Genomic DNA, 18864 nt, shown 5'->3' with positions numbered 1-18864 from the left:
GGCTCCTGTCGTCGGCAAAGGTTGCGACATTGTCGCCTGCTTTTCTCCCCCAGAAAAGCGCCAGGATGATAAGCTAGTGAGATCGTAACGAAAAATGCAGAGGGGAAAGGTAATGGATAAGAAAATTGGCTTTATCGGCTGCGGCAACATGGGTAAAGCCATTCTCGGCGGCCTGATCGCCAGCGGACAAGTGCAACCGGCGCAAATTTGGGTCTATACCCCATCGCCGGACAAAGTTGCCGCCCTGCATGACCAGTACGGTATTAATGCGGCGGAAAGCGCGCAGGAAGTCGCTCAGGTCGCCGATATCGTCTTCGGCGCGGTGAAGCCGGGGATCATGACCAAGGTGTTAAGCGATATCGCTTCCAGTCTGAACAAAGATTCGCTGGTGGTCTCGATAGCCGCAGGCGTCACGCTGGATCAGCTGGCGCGCGCGTTGGGCCACGATCGCAAAATTATTCGCGCCATGCCGAACACCCCGTCGCTGGTGAACGCTGGGATGACCTCCGTGACGCCAAACGCGCTGGTCAGCACGGAAGAGATCGCCGAGGTGTTAACCATTTTCCGTTGCTTCGGCCAGGCGGAAACCATCGCCGAACCAATGATTCATCCAGTGGTTGGCGTCAGCGGTTCCGCGCCAGCTTACGTCTTTATGTTTATCGAAGCCATGGCCGATGCCGCCGTTCTCGGCGGTATGCCGCGCGCGCAGGCCTATAAATTCGCCGCGCAGGCGGTCATGGGGTCAGCGAAGATGGTACTGGAAAGCGGCGAACATCCGGGCGCGCTGAAAGATATGGTCTGCTCGCCAGGCGGCACCACCATTGAAGCGGTTCGCGTACTGGAAGAGAAAGGTTTCCGTTCCGCCGTTATCGAAGCGATGGCGAAGTGTATGGAAAAATCAGAGCAACTGAGTCGTTCCTGATAAGCCTGAAAGAGACTACGGGTGAGGCGCCACCGCCCCACCCGTCATCTTATTTCTTCAGGCAGGTACTCATAAACTTATTACGATCGTCACCCTTCAGCGATTTCGACGACGCTTCTTTGCTACAAGCGCTCATCTTCTGCTGTTGAGGCGTCAGCGTCTTGCCGGCCGCTGGCGCATCTTTCTTCAGGCAATTGCTCATAAAGGTTTTACGTTCATCCCCCTTCAGCGACTTTGACGCCGCTTCGGTATTACATGCGCTCATTTTCTGCTGCTGAGGCGTTAACGTTTTATCTGCGGCACTCACCGCGGCAACAAAGACCAAACCAAAAAGTAGGGTTACCAGAAATGTTATTTTCATCACACCATCCCTCTGTTAGTGGATCCCTGTAAGTCTGGTCGCTATCAGCAAAAAAACCAGCCGGTAACGTAAATTCATTACCGGCCGCGGGTTATTTCAGGCCCAGCGCGTCTTTCATGGTGTAAAACAGATCGGTCTGGTCGGTGAGACCCACCACGTTGCCCGCATGCGGGCCATAGGCGGCAATTCGCAGTTGGGTGCCGGTGTGTTCCATCGACTCTTCTTCAGAGTTGCCATAGCTCATCACCATTACCGCGCCATCTTTGGTCGTCAGCGCCTGGGTCAGGCCCGGCGCTTTCGTGTCTGCCGGGATAATCTGGCTGGAGTGGGCGTGATCTGCGGTGACGATCACCAGGGTATTACCCTCTTTTTTGGCAAACTCCAGCGCTTTCTGTACCGCTTCATCGAGGTCGACGGTTTCGCCAATCTGGCCGCAAGGGTTTGCCGCGTGGTCCTGTTTATCGATAGACGCCCCCTCAACCTGCAGGAAGAAACCTTTCTCGTTGCGGCTAAGGAGATCAATCGCTTTTTCGGTCATCTGCGCCAGCGTCGGTACGGAAGCATCGCGTTTCGGATTTGGGGTACAGGTTACCGGCGGTTTGTCGATATTGCCGTGATAAGAGGCTTTCGGGCCTTCCCACCGCACCGGCATATTGCCGTCGGAGAACAGACCGAGCAGTGGTTTACCCTGATTTGCTTCGCTGATAGCGGCGAGTGAAGCGGCGTCGGTCACAATCTGATAGCCGCGAGCGACCGCCTGCTCATGCAGGGTTTTCCCCTGCCACTCCCCTGCGGTCGCCGTTTCAGCAAAGGTCTTCGCCCCGCCGCCTAAAGAGACATCCGGACGGGCATTCAGCAGTTGTTCGGTGATAGAGCCCTTGCCGCCTTTTTCCAGCGCGTTGCTGGCGCATTTTTCGCTGGTCACGCTAGGGCCATAGCATTTACGCGAGGTCACATGGGCCACCTGCGCCGCCGGCGTCGCATCCTGCAGTTCAGCCGTCGAGACATTGCCGGTGGCAAGACCCGCGGCTTTCGCCAGCTCAAGGATGGTCTGATGATCTTTTTCGTGGATATCAACGCCCAGCGCGCCGTTATAGCTTTTCACGCCGGTGGTCCACGCGGTTGCCGAAGCGGCGGAATCCGTCACGTAATCCGGCTTGCCGGTTTTTTTATCCAGAGAATAATGGGTGTATTGGCCCGTCAGCGGCAGGGCATCAATACCTTTAAAGAAACCGCCGGCGCCTTCGGCATAATTTCGTGCGGCGGTAATTTCTGAATCACCCATGCCATCGCCAATGAGCAAAATAATATTTTTCGCCGGCTTATTGATTAACGAAGCGCGCAGCGCTTCGGTCTGATCGCCCGTTAAACGGCGCGCCCCGCCTGGGGTCGTGATATCGCCCTGCGCCGCGCGATTTTCCAGCACCGGCGAAGAAGTTGTTTGTGCATGAATAACCGGGGGAGCCAGCAGCGGTAACAGGGCAATAAAGAGGGCAGATAATTTCACTTTGTCGTCTCCATGTAAAAAATACTTAAAAAACAAAACGAGGGAGACTTTATAAAAGTGGTGTGACAGAAAAATGACAGCATCCTTACTGGTCACATGATTAGTTACGAGGATGCCGGAGCAGCTTTTTTATATATTGCTGCAGAAGCTGGGTGTCACGGTCGTCCACCAGCGGCCCGGGCTTGACCTGCTCCATGGCGGTTTCGATATCCTGAATCAAACGTTGCTGCGCATCCTCAGCCATATGGCGCAGCAACGCGGTGACGACAATTTCCAGCGCCTCAACCTGTACCGTCAGCTCTTTTGCCTCTTCTTCTTTTTGCGCCAGATTGACCAACAGCTCAGCAATGAGATTTTTCATTACGCATTATCCTTAAGCAACATCCATAATGGCCTAGTTATGTCATACATCGGCATATCGATACCAGAATTATTTTCAAATAATAGGGTTATTCCTGCAATAATATTCAGCGAAACGTTTTTATTACCGCCAGGCAACAAAGGGAATGCTCCTATAATTAATAGCTAAAAGATAATTCTATAACCAAATTTAATAGTAAATAATAAAATGGAATATACGTCGCACTATTTAAGGATAACTAAAGGTAATGGTTAATAGCTATATCAGCTGATTAATATAAGGCGCTCTTATGAGCGCCCAATATTTTTATTTAAACGGCCGCGCGGCGGCTTCGGCGTAACATAATCGCCAGTTGCCAGATATTAATCAGGACAATCAACGCAGTGGCAATAAACACCCAACGGAAACCCGCCATTGCCGAGACCGAAGCGCCAATGAGCGGCCCGGCGACATTACCCAGATACATAAATGACTGGTTATAACCGAAAATACGCCCGGTGACGTTATCGCTGCAGTATTTCAAGAGCAGCGTCTGGACCGCCGGTAACATCGCACCGTCGGCAAAGCCCAGCAGGAAGCGCAATACCCCGAGCTGCAGCGGCGAAGTCACGAACGACATCGCAAAGAACATCACCACCGCGCAACATAACGTCGCCAGCAGAATACGCGACGTCCCGATACGATCGCCGAGTTTCCCCAGCCGAGGCGCGGAAATCAACGCCGAAATCCCCGGTACGGCGGCAATCATCCCCGCAAGAAACGCGATGTTGTTACTATCCGGCGCCATCGACTTGATAAATAACGCCAGAATCGGCCCGATAGAGCCGTTACACAACTGGATAACCAGGGTGGTGAAAAACAGGCTAATCACCAGCCCCGGATGGGTCAATGAAGCAAAGACTGCTTTACCGCTCAGGCGTTCAGCTTTGCTCATTTGCGGCCGGGCGCCCTCTTTAATCAGAAACAAGGTCACGAGGAAGCTGACCGTCAGTAAAATCGCGGTAATGAAAAATACCGCCCGCAGGCCGACGTGGTCGGCAAGAAAACCGCCAAGCAGCGGGCCACCGATCACACCACTTATCTGCGCCGTCGAGAGCGTACTTAGCGCCCAACCGCTGCGTTCACGCGGCACCTGCGAGGCCACCAGCGCCATGGCGTTGGGTATATAGCCTGAGGTTAGCCCCATTACCGCACGCAAAATAAAAAGCTGCCAAACGTTGGTCGCAAAAGCCTGTAGCAAAATCGCTATCGCCATGCCAAGGGAGGCGCGCAGCAGCATCAGTTTGCGCCCTTTGCGGTCTGCCAGGCTCCCCCACATCGGCGAGACAATCGCCGACACCAGGAAGGTGACGCTAAAGGTCAAGCCCGACCACATCGACAGCGCTTCATGTGAGGTAACGCCCAACTGAGAGACATACAGCGGTAAGAAGGGCAGAATTTGACTGATGGCGAGTCCGGTGAAAAAACAGCCGAACCAGACAGAAATGAGATTAACCTTCCAGGATTCCATAACTACGCGTATTCATTAGTGTTTCGTTAATTATTACCTAGCTTAGCAATTTCCGTCTCCGCACGTAGCACCAGAGATGCGCATGCCGCGAGTTTGGTGTTTTATCGCCCTGACCGCGGAGTAGACAAACATAATCGAAGATAACCGCATTCTCGTCAGTGCGATGTGCTGAGGCACATCGGCGGATAGCGACGAATGCGCAGCATTTAACCCTCTGCAGCATAGGGTAAAGATTCAGGCAGCCATCTCGCTAAAACACATGCTATGTTATGTGTTTTGATGTAATCAGGATGGAAGTTGAAATGGCTAAAATGAGGGTTGGGATCGTTTTTGGCGGTAAGTCGGCAGAACATGAAGTGTCGCTGCAGTCAGCCAAAAATATCGTCGAAGCAATTGATAAAACGCGCTTTGATGTTGTGCTGCTGGGAATCGATAAACAGGGGCTTTGGCATATTAACGATGCCAGCAACTATCTGCTGAACCCGCAGGATCCCGCCCATATCGCGCTGCGCCCATCGGACGTGACGCTGGCGCAAATTCCCGGTCGCGATGCCCATCAGTTGATCAACGCCGATAGCGGCCAGCCGCTGGCGGCCATCGACGTTATCTTCCCGATTGTTCACGGCACCCTTGGCGAAGATGGTTCGCTACAGGGGATGCTGCGGATGGCGAATTTGCCGTTCGTCGGATCCGATGTGCTGGGCTCCGCCGCCTGCATGGATAAAGACGTCACTAAACGCCTGCTTCGCGATGCCGGTCTGTCAATTGCGCCGTTCATCACTCTGACTCGCGCCAACCGCCAGCAGTTCAGCTTTGCCGATGTCAAAGCGAAGCTGGGGTTACCGCTGTTCGTGAAGCCAGCGAACCAGGGTTCTTCCGTCGGCGTCAGCAAAGTGAAGAGCGAAGAAGAGTACCTGCAGGCCGTCGCGTTAGCCTTTGAATTCGACCATAAAGTGGTAGTTGAACAAGGGATTAAGGGCCGTGAAATCGAGTGCGCGGTGCTGGGCAATGATTATCCTCAGGCCAGCACCTGCGGGGAGATCGTTCTCAATAGCGAATTCTATGCCTACGATACCAAGTACATTGATGACAAAGGCGCGCAGGTGGTGGTTCCGGCAGCCATCGCCCCGGAGATCAACGACAAAATCCGCGATATCGCCGTCCGTGCTTACCAAACGCTCGGCTGCAGCGGAATGGCCCGCGTGGACGTCTTCCTGACGGAAGATAACGAGGTGGTGATCAACGAAATCAACACGCTGCCTGGCTTTACCAACATCAGCATGTATCCGAAGCTGTGGCAGGCCAGCGGCCTGGATTACACCAGCCTGATAAGCCGCCTGATCGAGCTGGCGCTGGAGCGCCACGCCGCCGACCGCGCGCTGAAAACCTCAATGAACTAAGCCTCTTTCCCGGGTAGCGGCGTACCGCCTTACCCGGGCTACCTCTTTATCCGTGGCTGCTGAAACTGCCGCCGTTGGTGGCCTCAAAATCGCTGAGACGTTCCCGGAAGGCCGGGGCAGCCCGCATGGATGCGGGCTGAGGGCCGTGTTTTGCACGGACGCTGCCTCGGCCCGACCCGAAGCCTGAAGGGATAAGTCGAAGGAACCACGAAGTGGCGATTTTGGCGGCCAGAGCCCGGGAGTACAGAGGGCGGCGGCGACTGGCCGCCCTCTGTGCGCTCCCTGCGCCATGAGAGACATAACGCAGAAGAATTATCAGGAGCGCAATGTGCCTGGAAACAGCACAGAACAACCGTTTTTCCAGGTCGAAACGATCGCAAACCGATAATAATAACTACCACGTCTTGCCGGGGATATTACGCCTCTTCTGCCGGACGGCGGCGAATAACAAATCCCGCCAGCCAGAAGCTCACGACCCACGTCGCCAGACCGACGGCATATGATTGCCACCCCTGCGCGTCAAACCCCAACAGCCCCACCACGCCATTCAAAATAAAAATTAACCCCAGCGCGAACGCGTAGTAGTGCCAGTCACGGCGGATTTTGTCGGTCAGCTTCATAACGACTCCTGCAGAAAAAAAACATCATCGCATAGCCGCCCGCCGCGCCAACAAGATTGTTCGCACAATGCGAAACCGCTCTCCCTTTTGTGCAATGCGGGCCCGCCGACAGTTTTGTCAAAACAGGATTATTCCTGGCAGAAATTACCAGCAATCTGATACAGGGAAACGCCCGCCGCTGCCAGAATTCCTGTCTATAGAGCTGGGGGAAAACCAGCGGAACAGGTGTTGCGGAGGTTTATATGGCTGAATTTACGTTTTCAAAGACGCTGATGGGGAGCAACAAAAAGAAGGTATCGGTCACCAGCGGTAACATTGCCTACGCGCTTTTTGTTCTGCTGTGCATCTGGGCCGGCGCGCAAATGTTGAGCATGCTGGTACACGCGCCTGGCGTATTCGAACATCTCATTCAGATTCAGGATACCAACCGCCCGCGTATTGAAATTGGGCTCGGCGTCGGTACCCTGTTCGGTTTAATTCCGTTCCTGTTTGGTAGCCTGCTGGTCGGCGCGCTGGGGCTTATCCTGCGCTGGTACCATAACCGTTAACGACGCGCCATACAGCTGGCGCGGCGATCGTCGACCCGCTTAGCAAACCACGCGGTGGTGAGATTGCGGGTGATTTTCGGGCTTTCCAGTTGGATCCCTGGCAACATCTCGCGCGGAAGTGTTTTCCCGGCCTTTTTCTCGGCGATTTTGAATATTTTCTTATACAAATCGCTCTCTTCAAACGCCAGGCTGTCACCCTTCTTCAGTTGACGATGGATATCGCTATCGCTCATCCCCAACTGCCCGGCTAAACGGCGCACCGCCAGCTCAGTCGTTCCGGGTTCATCGCTGTCATAACGAATAAGATCGCCATCGAGCGCCAGCTTAACGCCGGTGGCTTTAACCACCGCATTCTGGAAGGCGGCATTACGGCTGGCATACCAACCGGCATTGAAATCAGCAAAGCGGTACAGCGGCACGCTGTAGTTAGCCGGGTAGTTGAGCAGATGATAGGTGCCGAACCACAACCCGCCACGTAGACTGAAAACCTCCTGGCGCACGGTGCCGTCCATTTTCCACGGATAACCATCGGTGTGCTGCTGGGCAAAGGCGATGCTTACCTGCATTGGCCCACCGGTATGCACCGGGTTGAGAGAGCCGAACAGCTTCTGGCCCATCGGCACCATGCCAATGAAGTCATCAAAAATCGCGCTCAGCTGTTTTTCCGTTTTGACGTTATCCAGGCGATCGCTGTAGCTTTTACCGTTTGGTGAGGTGATTTTCAGCGCGGTATGCACCAGAAATAACGGGATATGCATTTTTTCCGCCCGGCGGTCAATTTCCTGCCAGGCGATTTTATTCAGGCCCGGCACCGCCGGATCGGCCTGATAGTTTGATTCCTGCTGCGCGACCGCCAGCACCGAACAGACGTTTTCTTCCGTCGGCGCCAGCTTCTGGCTGTCAAAGGTTTTGGCAATCGCCTGGGCCCAGGCCTCGCGGTCTTTGACGCTGGCGGGCATTTTTTGCCGCACCACGGCGGCAACATCCACCGGCTTCTCGCCTTCTTTCAACTTAGGCGCCTGCTGGCTGGTACAGGCGCTCAGCACCAACCCGGCCAGCAGCGTAAAAGAGAGTGAAACACCGCGAGAAACCTGCGCCATAAACCTTCCTTGCATTCATTAATTAACGGTTGAAGAGACTTCCTGCAGCCCTTTGTTATCCAGTTCGCGCTCAAAGCTGCGCAAACGTTTATAGATGGACATCAGTTCCACCAACGTGGTCCACGAACTTATCAGATACTGGAACGAGCCGCGTACCTGGCCGAACACGTTGGTGATCTGGGTCATCAGGCCGAGCGTAATCGTACCGGCGACAATCGACGGAAACAGCAGGAACAAGCCGAAAACGTTATCCACCTGCAGGTAAAGAATACGGGCGATATTGAAATACATATAGTGGAAATAGAGACGGAAGTAGTTGTGGCGCACCGCGTTGAACAGTTCGCGCACGGTCGGCGGCGTGGCGCGGTTGGCGTCATCCTCGCCATACACCAGCTCTTTACGATAGGCGGCTTCTACCCGCTGGTTTTTAAATTGCAGGCCCGGCAGCTTGATCCCGACCACCGCCAGCAGCCCGGTTCCCATTAGCGACCACACAATAGCGGCGATCACCAGTCCATACGGTAAATGACCAACGATCGGCAGGTCCGGCACATGCGCCGACAGCGAAACCAGCACCGGCAGGAAGGCGATCAGCGTCATGACCGCATTAATAAAGCTTACGCCCATGTCTTCAAGCGTCGCGGCGAAGCGCATGGTGTCTTCCTGCACACGCTGAGCTGCACCTTCAATATGGCGCAGATGCTGCCAGTGTTCCATATAGTGTTCGTTCATCGCGGTACGCCAGCGGAACACATAGTGGCTGACGAAGAAGTTATTCAGCACGCCAATCACCACCGCAATCAGCGCGATGCCGAGAAAAATGCCAATCTCGTTGTAGAACTGACTGATGCTGACCTTGTGCGGCGTGGCCAGCGCGCTCTGAATCAAATCATAGAACGGCGCATACCAGGCGTTGATCGCCACCCCAACTTCCACCAAAAACCAGGTGACAAAAATAATCAACGAGGTGCCGAGAATCGACCAGTATTGCCAGCGATGCGGGCTATAGATAAACCAGAACAGCGCAAAGGCGCCGACGCAGAACAGGTAATACGCGTAAAATACCAAATAGTTGAGCGACCAGAACCGCGCCGCGCTGATGGCGACATCTTGCGATGCGCCGGTTATCCGCAGCAGCCAGTCGCCGCCGCCCGCCTGCCAAAAGATCACCGCCAGCAGCGACCAGATAAAGGCAGAAATAAAAAACGGCCCCGGTTTGGGGAAAAAAGCTTTAAACATCGTACTCTCCTGCTAACTTCTTATCGTTCTGTTTTTGCTGTGTACCACACGTACGCCCGCCGCAACGCGCGGCGCCGAAGTAAAGCGGACCCATGATGAGACCGGATATCAGCGACTTAGTTCGTCTGCCATTCGGCAAGAATTGTTTCTACGGGTTTCACGCGTAATGGATTATCGGGAAGGGTGAAAGTCCGCCACACCTCGTTATAGTGAGCGATCAGCGTTTTGGCCTCGGCGGCGGCGCGGTTGGCGGTGGTATGGGCATCTTCGGCGATGGTGATAGCGTAGCCGCGGCTGGCGCCGTTTTTGATGGTGGTATCGACGCAATAATCGGTCGCGCAGCCGCAGATAACAAAAGCGTGAGTTCCGCTCTCGCGCAGCACCTGTTCAAGTTCGGTTTTATAAAACGCATCGCAGGCCGTTTTGGTGACGTAGCGCGCCCCGGTGGGTTGCGCCAGTTCAGGCAGCAGCGCAAACCCCTCGCTTCCCTCTTCCAGCCCACCCGCTTCAGCGTGCTGAATGAAAATAACGCTATCGGCGGCGTGAATCAGGCGATTGATTTGCGCCACGCAGCGTTCGCGATCGACACGCGGCGTCTCGAATACGCCGTTTTGCATATCCACTACCATCAGAACCCGTTGAGATGCCATCACCACTCTCTTTTATAAGATGAATAAGAGCTTAATCATACGCGTCAGGCGGAAAAGCAGATATCTGAAAGCGGAAAAAAGTCATTTTTACGCACCGTTACGCTTTTCTGTGAATATTGTCGTTATTCCCACTTTGTTCGCTGCGACTTCGTAGTATAAATACATTGTATATTCCCCTAATAAACGATGGATGCCTCCGTTGAAACGTAGTTTGCTCATTTTTGCTGCGCTGTGCGCGGCGTCGTGGACCTCAGCCCAGGCGGTTCAGCCGAGCGTTGATCCGGTATTTACTTCTGATGTGGTCGACCGCTTCGCCGAACATATCTATTACGGCAGCGGCGCCACCGGCATGGCGATGGTGGTTATCGACGGCAATCAGCGCGTATTCCGCAGCTTCGGCGAAACGCGCCCCGGTAACAATCAGCATCCACAATTGGATTCCGTTATCCGTATCGCCTCTCTGAGTAAGCTGATGACCAGTGAAATGCTGGTGAAACTCCTCGATCAGGGCGTGGTTAAGCTTGACGATCCGTTGAGCAAATACGCGCCGCCTGGCGCACGGGTACCAACCTACCAGGGCGTACCGATTACGCTGGTCAACCTCGCGACCCACACCAGCGCCCTGCCGCGCGAGCAGCCCGGCGGCGCGGCGCATCGCCCGGTTTTCGTCTGGCCGACCCGCCAGCAGCGCTGGAACTGGCTGTCGACGGCTACACTTAAAACCACGCCGGGTTCGCAGGCGGCCTATTCCAACCTGGCCTTCGACCTGCTGGCCGATGCGCTATCGACCGCCGCCGGTAAGCCTTACCCGCAGCTGTTTGAGGAACAAATCACCCGTCCGCTCGGCATGAAGGACACCACCTTCACCCCATCGCCGGACCAGTGTCAGCGCCTGATGGTGGCGGAGAAAGGCGCCAGCCCGTGTAATAACACCCTCGCGGCCATCGGCAGCGGCGGCGTGTATTCGACGCCGGGCGATATGATGCGCTGGATGCAGCAGTTCCTCTCTTCAGATTTCTATACCCGCGGCCAGCAGGCCGATCGCATGCAGACGCTGATTTATCAACGTACCCAGCTCACCAGAGTGATCGGCATGGATGTACCGGGTAAAGCCGATGCGCTGGGTCTGGGCTGGGTGTACATGAAGCCGAAAAACGGCCATCCGGGCATTATTCAGAAAACCGGCGGCGGCGGCGGATTTATTACCTATATGGCGATGAACCCGCAGGCAAACGTCGGGGTCTTCGTGGTGGTGACCCGTTCCGCGTTAACCCGTTTCAGCGCCATGAGCGACGGCGTCAACGATCTCGTCAGCGCCTTAAGCGGCGTGCAGCCGAATATGGAAACCGCCAGCCAGTAATCGTTGCGGGATGTTTTGCCACTGATTGTTAAGGATCGTTTTGGCGAAACATCCCGCTGTCGTTTGCGGTACACTACCTTCTTTCATTTCACAAAATCAGGCAAACCATGACAGATTTAATCACTCGCCCACGCCGCCTGCGTCAATCCGCCTCGCTGCGCGCCATGTTTGAAGAGACAACACTGAGTTTGAACGACCTGGTGTTGCCGATCTTTGTTGAAGAAGAAATTGACGATTACAAAGCCATCGAAGCGATGCCTGGCGTCATGCGTATTCCGGAAAAACATCTGGCGCGCGAAATTGAGCGCATCGCCAACGCCGGTATTCGTTCAGTGATGACTTTTGGCATCTCCCATCATACCGACGCGACCGGTAGCGATACCTGGAACGAAAACGGTCTGGTGGCGCGGATGACCCGTATCGCCAAACAGGCGGTGCCGGAAATGATCGTCATGTCCGATACCTGCTTCTGCGAATACACCTCGCACGGCCACTGCGGCGTGCTGTGCGAGCACGGCGTCGATAACGATGCGACTCTGGAAAATCTCGGTAAGCAGGCGGTGGTCGCCGCGGCCTCCGGCGCTGATTTCATCGCGCCATCCGCCGCGATGGACGGTCAGGTGCAAGCGATCCGCCGTTCGCTCGATGCCGCGGGCTTTACCAATACCGCGATTATGTCTTACTCGACCAAATTCGCGTCATCGTTCTACGGCCCGTTCCGTGAAGCCGCCGGTACCGCGCTGAAAGGCGATCGTAAGACCTACCAGATGAGCCCAATGAACCGTCGCGAAGCAATTCGCGAGTCGCTGCTCGATGAAGCCCAGGGCGCGGACTGCCTGATGGTGAAACCGGCCGGCGCCTATCTGGATATCCTGCGTGATATCCGCGAGCGCACCGACCTGCCGCTCGGCGCTTATCAGGTCAGCGGCGAGTACGCGATGATCAAATTTGCCGCGCAGGCTGGCGCAATCGACGAAGAGAAAGTGGTGCTGGAAAGCCTTGGCGCAATTAAACGCGCGGGCGCGGACCTGATCTTCAGCTATTTCGCCCTCGATCTGGCCGAGAAAAAAATCCTGCGTTAAACCTTCCCTCTCCCCGGTAGCGCTGACGCTTACCGGGGCTACCAACCAAATGCCAAATCGTAGACCGGATAAGGCGCAAGCCGCTATCCGGGAATCAGATTTTGCGTGCCGTTTTCCATCTTCCGTGATGGCTCCTTGGCGAACCTTCTCTTCTCCTTTAACGTCTTAAATCACATTATAAACGCTGCCTACCCGAAGAAGCTGTGGTTGCTTATCGACGCTATTACATCAATGGGGGAACCTGGTTCTTTACCGTTAATTTGAAAGACCGTAGAAGCAGGCTTCTGACTGAAAGAATTGAATTATTTCGCTACTCCATCTCCGTTGTAAAACAACGTCGCCCTTTTATCATTAATGCCTGGGTGGTATTGCCTGAACATCTCCACTGTATCTGGACACTTCCCAATAATGATGACGATTTTTCTTCACGCTGGCGCGATATCAAAGGCTGCTTTAGCAGAACACTAAAACGACAACATATCTGGCAACCTCGCTTCTGGGAGCATGCTATACGTGATGAAGAAGATTATCGCCGCCATGTTGATTACATACATATCAATCCATTAAAACATGGTTGGGTTACGCAGGTTATAGATTGGCCATTTTCAACCTTTCATCGAGATGTCCAACGCGGGCTATATCCTGCAAACTGGGCTGGCGAAAGCTTTGAACTTAGCTGCGGCGAACGCCGATAGCCCCTCCCCGGTGGCGCTGACGCTTACCGGGGCTCCCGACCGAATGCCAAACCGTAGCCCGGATAAGGCGTAAGCCGCTATCCGGAGATCCTCCCCGGTGGCGCTGACGCTTACCGGGGCTACCAACCAAATGCCAAATCGTAGCCCGGATAAGGCGTAAGCCGCTATCCGGAGATCCTCCCCGGTAGCGCTGACGCTTACCGGGGCTACCAACCAAATGCCAAACCGTAGCCCGGATAAGGCGTGAGCCGCTATCCGGGAAACCTCGCCTGCTGAGACCGAATCTTCACCGAATTGTAATCTGAACGACATCTGCGCCTTCTACTGTCTGAGCAGGACAGAGGAGGAGTCACTATGTTTAGTCTCGACAACGTTCTCGATGACCTGTGGCCTCAGGCGAGGCCCGCCCCCTGGCAGAAAAAGGTGTTGAAAAAGCTTCTGCATGAAGAAGAGTTCCAGCAATTTGCCGCCCGCCATCGTCACCTGAAAGGACTGGATACGGTCGAACAGGTCCTCGAACATCTCAATATCCGTTGCGCTATTCCGGCGCATGACCTCGAACAAATCCCCGAACATGGCCCGCTGGTGATTATCGCCAACCATCCGACCGGCACGCTCGATGGTCTCGCTCTGCTCTATGCGGTCTCCCGCGTGCGTCGCGATGTCAAAGTCGTCACTAACCGCATGCTGACCCATCTTGAACCGCTGAGCTCGCTGTTTATTCCGGTGGATAATATCAACGGCCGTACCGCCAAAGCAGCGCTGCAGCAGATGGACCAACAGCTTCAGCAGGGCGGCGTGCTGATCTTCTTCCCGGCGGGGGAAGTCTCGCGTCTGACCCGCCGCGGCATCCGTGATAAAAAATGGCATCCCGGCTTCATCAAGCTGGCGGCAAAATACCGCGCGCCGCTGCTGCCGGCGTGGATCCGCGCCCACAACAGCCCGCTGTTCTACGCCAGCACCCTGCTCTCCGAGAATCTGCCGCTGCTGCTGTTAATGCAGCAGATGTTTCGCCGCCGCGATAGCAGCTTGCCGTTACGCATTGGCCAGCAAATCGCGTGGTCATCGTGGCATCAGCCGCCGCTTTCCGCCCGCGAACTGGCGGACCGCTGCTACCGCCACGTCGAGCTCCTCGGTAAAGGACACCCCGGCCTGTTTAAAAGCGAAAGCGCGATCGCCCGCCCGGAAGACCGCGCGCTGCTCAAACGCGAGCTGGCAAAAACCGAATGTCTGGGCAAAACCGCGGACGGTAAGCTGATTTATCTGTGGCAGCGCAACGGCCAGGAAGAGGCGCCGCTGCTGCGCGAACTGGGCCGTCTGCGGGAGATCGCTTTCCGGGCGGTCGGCGAAGGCAGCGGCAAACGCCGCGATATTGATAGCTACGATGATGACTATCTGCACCTGATTTTATGGGATGAAGAGGATCTGGAGATCGTCGGCGCCTACCGTTTTATGCCTACCGCCATGCAACTGGAGAAACGGGGACTGGAGGGCATCTACAGCTACAGCCTGTTCCACTACGACGCGCGGATGGACGATATTCTGCAGCACGGAATTGAACTGGGGCGCAGCTTCATTCAACCGCGCTACTGGGGGCGCCGCGGGCTGGATTATCTCTGGTCAGGCATCGGCGCCTGGCTGGCGCGTAATCCGCACTATCGCTATCTTTTTGGCCCGGTCTCGATTTCCGGCGGCTTGCCGCCAGATGCCCGCGATTTGCTGGTCGCCTTCTACCGCTTATGGTTTCCGGCGACGCATCCGCTGGCCAAATCCCGTCGCCCCTACCCAGCTTCGCTACCCGAGGTGCTGGCGCAGTTTGGCGGCGAGGATTACACCGAAGACCTGACGTGGCTGAAGTCCCTGCTCGGCAACCTCGGCTGCGGCATCCCGCCGCTGTATAAACAGTACTCGGAAGTGTGCGAGCCGGGCGGCGTACAGTTTATCGATTTCGGCAGCGACCCGGACTTTAATCACTGCGTCGATGGGCTGGTGCTGGTGGATTTAACCTACCTGAAAGCCAACCGCTACCAGCGCTACATCGGCGCGCATCTCTAGCCGTTTATCCCGCCCGGTAGAACGGCTTATCGCCAAGAATTGTCGCGCGGTGCATGATGCGCCGCTGCGGCAGATAGTCGGCGTTGGCGTAATGCTGCGTCACTCGGTTATCCCAAATCGCCACATCGTTCGGCTGCCAGCGCCAGCGCACCTGGAACTCCGGTTTTGTGACGTGAGCAAACAGGAAATTCAGCAGCGCCTCGCTCTCTTTCTCGCTGACATCCACAATGCGGGTGGTAAACCCTTCATTGACAAACAGCGCCTGCTTACCGGTTACCGGATGGGTACGTACCACCGGGTGCAACAGCGGCGGGTTCTTCGCCACCGCCTCGCGCCAGCGCTGATGCTCCGCTTCCGTCTTGTTGTACTTGTACTCCTGGAACGATTTGCGGAAATCGTGCTCCGCGCGTAACCCGCTCAACAGCTGGCGAAACGGTTCAGAGAGCGCTTCCCAGGCGGCAATACCGCTGGTCCACAGGGTATCGCCGCCGGTAGAAGGTAACTCCTTCGCCGCCAGAATCGCCCCCGCCGGCGGCGTGTCGATAAAGGTCACGTCGGTATGCCAGTTATCGTTGTCCGGCGGATTATCGTTATGGGTATCCAGCACGATAATTTCATCCACGCCCGGCGCATGCGGATAGACCGGATGGATATGCAAATCGCCAAAACGTAACGCCAGATCGCGCTGCTGTTGCGGGGTGATATTTTGCTCGCGCAGGAACACCACCTGATGGCGCAGCACCGCGTGGTATAGCTGCTCAAACTGATTGTCGCTTAACGGACGGGTCAAATCGGCTCCGGCCACCTGCGCGCCAATATACGGTCCCAACGGGGTAATGCTCAGACGTTCACTCATTGTACTTCTCCATGCCAGGGCGTCAGGCGGCGCTGCAACGCGCGCAGTCCCAGTTCCAGAACAAATGCGATTATCGCAATCACCGCGATCCCGGCTAACACCACATCGGTCGCCAGGAATTCACCGGCGGATTGCACCATAAAACCTAAGCCGCGAGTGGCGGCAATCAGCTCCGCCGCCACCAGCGTCGACCAACCGACGCCAAGGCCAATGCGCAGGCCGGTGAGAATTTCCGGCAGCGCGCCCGGCAGGATCACCAGCCACAGCACCTGAGCGCGACTGGCCCCTAAAGACTGTGCGGCGCGAACGCGGACCTGCTGCGCGCTTTTAACCCCCGCCAGCGTCGACATCACTACCGGAGCGAAAATAGCCAGATAGATCAGTAAGATTTTCGGCGTTTCGCCAATGCCGAACCAGATGATCACCAGCGGCAGCCACGCCAGCGGCGGTACCGGACGATACAGTTCGATCAGCGGGTCGAGGATCCCGCGTACCGTTGGGCTCAATCCCATGGCGATCCCCACCGGTACGCCAACGATCGCCGCCAGTACCAGCGCGATGGCGATACGCGTCAGGCTCGCCGCCAGATGCTGCCACAGGGTCGCGTCCATAAAGCCTTGCGGCCCGGCAATGGTCAGTAGCTTCTGCAATACCTGCCACGGCGAGGGTAAAAACAACAGGCTAATCAGCTGCAACGCGGTCACCGCCCACCAGATAGCCAGCAATACTGCCAGCGTCGCTACGCTAAGGGTCAGCTGCCGTGAAAGCGGCCAGCGCCATTTCAGCGCGCGCTGGCGCGGTTTATCATTGAGGACCACGCTCATGAGAAAGCCTCCCGTTGTTCGAACACCCTGCTAAGCACATATTCGCGCTGGGCGATAAATTGCGGATCCGATTTAATGCTGCGGCAGGATTCACCGGCGACAAAACGGCGGCCAAACTCCAGCGGCAGGCGTTCCTGCACCCGCCCCGGCCCCGGAGACAGCAGCACCAGCTCGCTGGCCATAAATACCGCTTCTTCGATATCGTGGGTAATCAACAGCACCTGCTTGCCGGTTTCATGCCACAGGCGCAGCAGCAGGGTTTGCATTTGCTCGCGAGTAAAGGCATCCAGCGCGCCGAAGGGCTCATCCAGCAGCAGAAGCTGCGGATCCGCCGCCAGCGCGCGCGCAATACCGACACGCTGGCGCTGGCCGCCGGAAAGCTGCCAGATAAAGCGCTTTTCCGCCCCCTGCAGGCCGACTTTTTTCAACATTTGCGCGGCGATTTCCCGGCGTCGGGTCTTTTCAACTCCCGCCAGCTGTAATCCCAGCGCGACGTTATCCAGCACGTTGCGCCACGGCAGCAGACCTTCATTTTGAAACACCACGCCGCGATCGGCGCCCGGCCCGTCGATGCGACGGCCTTCGAGAGTGATGCTGCCGTGCTGGTAAGGCACGAATCCGGCAATCAGGTTCAGCAGCGTGGTTTTGCCGCAGCCGGAGGGGCCCAGCACCACCAGCAGTTCGCCGCTGTCCAGCGTCAGGTTGATATCCGCCAGCGCTGGTTTACCGCCATAATCAGCGGAAAGATGCGAGATTTGCAGCATCAGAGCCTCCTTTTATTTCACGAAACGGTCGGTAACGAACTGGCTATAATCGGTTCCTGCGGCCGGCACTTTGCCCTGCTCTTTGAGGAATTTCGCGGTATCGATAATCGCCTGGTTCACCGGGCCGTTAAGCTCCTGCGCCTGCTGGGCGGCGGTAAGATAGGTATTGCCTTTGACTAACACCGGCACATCCGCCTCCGGCACGCCGCTCAGTCGCGACAGCTTGCTGAGATTTTCCGGCTGCTTCAGCCACGCCTCCGGGTTGGCGATATAGGGCTGCTGCGCGTCGATGGCGCTTTTAGCGAAAGCTTTCACGATTTCCGGATGCTGCTCGGCAAAGTCTTTACGTACGACCCAGACATCCAGCGTCGGCGCGCCCCATTGCCCCACCTGCGCGGAGTCGGTCAGCACCTTGCCCTCTTTTTCCAGTTCGTTAACGGCTGGCGCCCACACGTAAGCGCCATCGATATCGCCGCGCTGCCAGGCGGCAATAATCGCCGGCGGCTGCAGGTTGATAATCTGCACCTGGCCCGGTTTGATTCCCCAATGTTTCAGCGCGGAAAGCAGGCTGTAGTGGGTGGTCGAAATAAACGGTACCGCAATGCGTTTGCCAATCAGATCTTCCGGCTTAGTGATATCTTTCTTCACCACCAGCGCTTCGGAATTACCGAGCTTTGAGGCCAGCAGGAACACTTCAATCGGTACCTGCTGAGTGGCGGCCACCGCCAGCGGGCTGGAACCGAGGTTGCCGATTTGTACATCGCCTGAGGCCAGCGCGCGTACGATGCTGGAGCCGCTGTCGAATTTACGCCAGTCAACGGTGGCGCCGCTGGCTTTGGCGAAGGTGTTGTCCGCCTGGGCGACTTTCGCCGGTTCGGCGGAGGTTTGATAGGCGACGGTGACGTTAACCGCCTGCGCCTGGAAGGCAGCGAAAGCCAGCGCCGCCAGAAGAGTAATTCGCGATGTGAATGCCATAATGTCTGCTTCCCCTTAGTTGTTATGGGTGCAGT

Annotated in this window: 19 protein-coding genes; 7 read left to right on the top strand and 12 right to left on the bottom strand. The window is 56.2% G+C overall.

Translation table 11 applies throughout. The features are described 5' to 3' along the window. Positions 1 to 112: 112 nt before the first annotated feature. The gene (gene proC, locus ABLV08_RS04085) at positions 113 to 922 is read left to right on the top strand and encodes a pyrroline-5-carboxylate reductase (protein WP_015704543.1); all 810 of its coding nucleotides are present in this window, start codon (positions 113 to 115) and stop codon (positions 920 to 922) included. Positions 923 to 971: 49 nt separating this feature from the next. Here proC and ABLV08_RS04080 read toward each other — a convergent pair whose 3' ends face one another. The 4 genes from ABLV08_RS04080 to ABLV08_RS04065 form a co-directional block, all read right to left on the bottom strand. Next, positions 972 to 1283 (bottom strand): PsiF family protein, encoded by a 312-nt coding sequence (locus ABLV08_RS04080; protein WP_020079512.1) that lies wholly within the window; start codon positions 1281 to 1283, stop codon positions 972 to 974. 91 nt (positions 1284 to 1374) lie between these two features. Further along, the gene (gene phoA, locus ABLV08_RS04075; RefSeq protein WP_015368025.1) at positions 1375 to 2790 is read right to left on the bottom strand and encodes an alkaline phosphatase; all 1416 of its coding nucleotides are present in this window, start codon (positions 2788 to 2790) and stop codon (positions 1375 to 1377) included. A gap of 100 nt (positions 2791 to 2890) precedes the next feature. Next, entirely contained in the window at positions 2891 to 3151 is a 261-nt protein-coding gene (gene iraP / locus ABLV08_RS04070; protein ID WP_015368026.1) for an anti-adapter protein IraP, read from the bottom strand. 310 nt (positions 3152 to 3461) lie between these two features. Further along, positions 3462 to 4661, bottom strand: a complete 1200-nt coding sequence (locus ABLV08_RS04065; protein ID WP_020079514.1) for a multidrug efflux MFS transporter — start codon at positions 4659 to 4661, stop codon at positions 3462 to 3464. 302 nt (positions 4662 to 4963) lie between these two features. On the opposite strand from ABLV08_RS04065, the gene ddlA reads away from it, so the two are divergent. Then, positions 4964 to 6061: a D-alanine--D-alanine ligase gene (gene ddlA / locus ABLV08_RS04060; protein ID WP_015368029.1), complete on the top strand. Its 1098-nt coding sequence runs from the start codon at positions 4964 to 4966 to the stop codon at positions 6059 to 6061. Positions 6062 to 6477: 416 nt separating this feature from the next. On the opposite strand, the gene ABLV08_RS04055 is transcribed toward ddlA, so the two are convergent. Then, the gene (locus tag ABLV08_RS04055) at positions 6478 to 6681 is read right to left on the bottom strand and encodes a DUF2754 family protein (RefSeq protein ID WP_015368030.1); all 204 of its coding nucleotides are present in this window, start codon (positions 6679 to 6681) and stop codon (positions 6478 to 6480) included. Positions 6682 to 6923: 242 nt separating this feature from the next. On the opposite strand from ABLV08_RS04055, the gene ABLV08_RS04050 reads away from it, so the two are divergent. Further along, a complete protein-coding gene (locus ABLV08_RS04050) occupies positions 6924 to 7229 on the top strand; it encodes a DUF2755 family protein (protein WP_015368031.1) in 306 nt (101 codons plus the stop codon). Here ABLV08_RS04050 and ABLV08_RS04045 read toward each other — a convergent pair. The 3 genes from ABLV08_RS04045 to ABLV08_RS04035 all read right to left on the bottom strand — a co-directional run bounded on the left by ABLV08_RS04045 (position 7226) and on the right by ABLV08_RS04035 (position 10197). Continuing rightward, the gene (locus ABLV08_RS04045; RefSeq protein ID WP_032712716.1) at positions 7226 to 8329 is read right to left on the bottom strand and encodes a DUF1615 domain-containing protein; all 1104 of its coding nucleotides are present in this window, start codon (positions 8327 to 8329) and stop codon (positions 7226 to 7228) included. The genes ABLV08_RS04050 and ABLV08_RS04045 overlap by 4 nt on opposite strands. 18 nt (positions 8330 to 8347) lie before the next feature. Continuing rightward, on the bottom strand, positions 8348 to 9568 hold the full coding sequence (gene sbmA, locus ABLV08_RS04040; RefSeq protein WP_032712715.1) for a peptide antibiotic transporter SbmA: 1221 nt from the start codon (positions 9566 to 9568) through the stop codon (positions 8348 to 8350). Between the two features lie 116 nt (positions 9569 to 9684). Then, positions 9685 to 10197: an isochorismatase family protein gene (locus tag ABLV08_RS04035; protein WP_162866914.1), complete on the bottom strand. Its 513-nt coding sequence runs from the start codon at positions 10195 to 10197 to the stop codon at positions 9685 to 9687. A 220-nt stretch (positions 10198 to 10417) separates the two neighbouring features. Between ABLV08_RS04035 and ampH the strand changes: the two genes are divergently transcribed. The 4 genes from ampH to ABLV08_RS04015 all read left to right on the top strand — a co-directional run bounded on the left by ampH (position 10418) and on the right by ABLV08_RS04015 (position 15410). Next, positions 10418 to 11578 carry a D-alanyl-D-alanine-carboxypeptidase/endopeptidase AmpH gene (gene ampH / locus ABLV08_RS04030; protein WP_020079517.1) on the top strand — a complete coding sequence of 387 codons (1161 nt, stop codon included), beginning with the start codon at positions 10418 to 10420 and terminating at the stop codon, positions 11576 to 11578. A 107-nt stretch (positions 11579 to 11685) separates the two neighbouring features. Next, complete coding sequence (hemB, locus tag ABLV08_RS04025; RefSeq protein WP_063411063.1) at positions 11686 to 12660, top strand: porphobilinogen synthase; 975 nt, start codon at positions 11686 to 11688, stop codon at positions 12658 to 12660. A gap of 203 nt (positions 12661 to 12863) precedes the next feature. Next, positions 12864 to 13355, top strand: a complete 492-nt coding sequence (locus ABLV08_RS04020) for a transposase (RefSeq protein ID WP_072057578.1) — start codon at positions 12864 to 12866, stop codon at positions 13353 to 13355. 354 nt (positions 13356 to 13709) lie between these two features. Next, positions 13710 to 15410, top strand: coding sequence for a GNAT family N-acyltransferase (locus ABLV08_RS04015; RefSeq protein ID WP_348855596.1), 1701 nt, complete (start codon positions 13710 to 13712; stop codon positions 15408 to 15410). Positions 15411 to 15414: 4 nt separating this feature from the next. On the opposite strand, the gene tauD is transcribed toward ABLV08_RS04015, so the two are convergent. The 4 genes from tauD to tauA are packed head-to-tail and all read right to left on the bottom strand — an operon-like array spanning position 15415 to position 18829. Next, the gene (gene tauD / locus ABLV08_RS04010) at positions 15415 to 16266 is read right to left on the bottom strand and encodes a taurine dioxygenase (protein ID WP_015704533.1); all 852 of its coding nucleotides are present in this window, start codon (positions 16264 to 16266) and stop codon (positions 15415 to 15417) included. Next, a complete protein-coding gene (tauC, locus tag ABLV08_RS04005) occupies positions 16263 to 17090 on the bottom strand; it encodes a taurine ABC transporter permease TauC (protein ID WP_348855595.1) in 828 nt (275 codons plus the stop codon). Before tauC ends, tauD begins: the two co-directional genes overlap by 4 nt. Then, positions 17087 to 17854 (bottom strand): taurine ABC transporter ATP-binding subunit, encoded by a 768-nt coding sequence (gene tauB, locus ABLV08_RS04000; RefSeq protein ID WP_015368106.1) that lies wholly within the window; start codon positions 17852 to 17854, stop codon positions 17087 to 17089. Before tauB ends, tauC begins: the two co-directional genes overlap by 4 nt. Positions 17855 to 17866: 12 nt before the next feature. Beyond that, a complete protein-coding gene (tauA, locus tag ABLV08_RS03995; RefSeq protein WP_015368105.1) occupies positions 17867 to 18829 on the bottom strand; it encodes a taurine ABC transporter substrate-binding protein in 963 nt (320 codons plus the stop codon). Between the last annotated feature and the right edge of the window lie 35 nt (positions 18830 to 18864).

Source organism: Klebsiella sp. CN_Kp088 (assembly GCF_040064335.1).
Taxonomy (GTDB): domain Bacteria; phylum Pseudomonadota; class Gammaproteobacteria; order Enterobacterales; family Enterobacteriaceae; genus Klebsiella; species Klebsiella aerogenes.
The sequence above is the reverse complement of the archived record's forward strand: the minus strand, read 5'-3'. Positions and strand labels throughout refer to the sequence as shown.

Bases quoted from the DNA above. Each gene is read 5' to 3' on its own strand.
- proC (WP_015704543.1), top strand. From the start codon at position 113: ATGGATAAGAAAATTGGCTTTATCGGCTGCGGCAACATGGGTAAAGCC.
- ABLV08_RS04080 (WP_020079512.1), bottom strand. From the start codon at position 1,283: ATGAAAATAACATTTCTGGTAACCCTACTTTTTGGTTTGGTCTTTGTT.
- iraP (WP_015368026.1), bottom strand. From the start codon at position 3,151: ATGAAAAATCTCATTGCTGAGCTGTTGGTCAATCTGGCGCAAAAAGAA.
- ABLV08_RS04065 (WP_020079514.1), bottom strand. From the start codon at position 4,661: ATGGAATCCTGGAAGGTTAATCTCATTTCTGTCTGGTTCGGCTGTTTT.
- ddlA (WP_015368029.1), top strand. From the start codon at position 4,964: ATGGCTAAAATGAGGGTTGGGATCGTTTTTGGCGGTAAGTCGGCAGAA.
- ABLV08_RS04055 (WP_015368030.1), bottom strand. From the start codon at position 6,681: ATGAAGCTGACCGACAAAATCCGCCGTGACTGGCACTACTACGCGTTC.
- ABLV08_RS04050 (WP_015368031.1), top strand. From the start codon at position 6,924: ATGGCTGAATTTACGTTTTCAAAGACGCTGATGGGGAGCAACAAAAAG.
- ABLV08_RS04045 (WP_032712716.1), bottom strand. From the start codon at position 8,329: ATGGCGCAGGTTTCTCGCGGTGTTTCACTCTCTTTTACGCTGCTGGCC.
- sbmA (WP_032712715.1), bottom strand. From the start codon at position 9,568: ATGTTTAAAGCTTTTTTCCCCAAACCGGGGCCGTTTTTTATTTCTGCC.
- ABLV08_RS04035 (WP_162866914.1), bottom strand. From the start codon at position 10,197: ATGGTAGTGGATATGCAAAACGGCGTATTCGAGACGCCGCGTGTCGAT.
- hemB (WP_063411063.1), top strand. From the start codon at position 11,686: ATGACAGATTTAATCACTCGCCCACGCCGCCTGCGTCAATCCGCCTCG.
- ABLV08_RS04015 (WP_348855596.1), top strand. From the start codon at position 13,710: ATGTTTAGTCTCGACAACGTTCTCGATGACCTGTGGCCTCAGGCGAGG.
- tauD (WP_015704533.1), bottom strand. From the start codon at position 16,266: ATGAGTGAACGTCTGAGCATTACCCCGTTGGGACCGTATATTGGCGCG.
- tauC (WP_348855595.1), bottom strand. From the start codon at position 17,090: ATGAGCGTGGTCCTCAATGATAAACCGCGCCAGCGCGCGCTGAAATGG.
- tauB (WP_015368106.1), bottom strand. From the start codon at position 17,854: ATGCTGCAAATCTCGCATCTTTCCGCTGATTATGGCGGTAAACCAGCG.
- tauA (WP_015368105.1), bottom strand. From the start codon at position 18,829: ATGGCATTCACATCGCGAATTACTCTTCTGGCGGCGCTGGCTTTCGCT.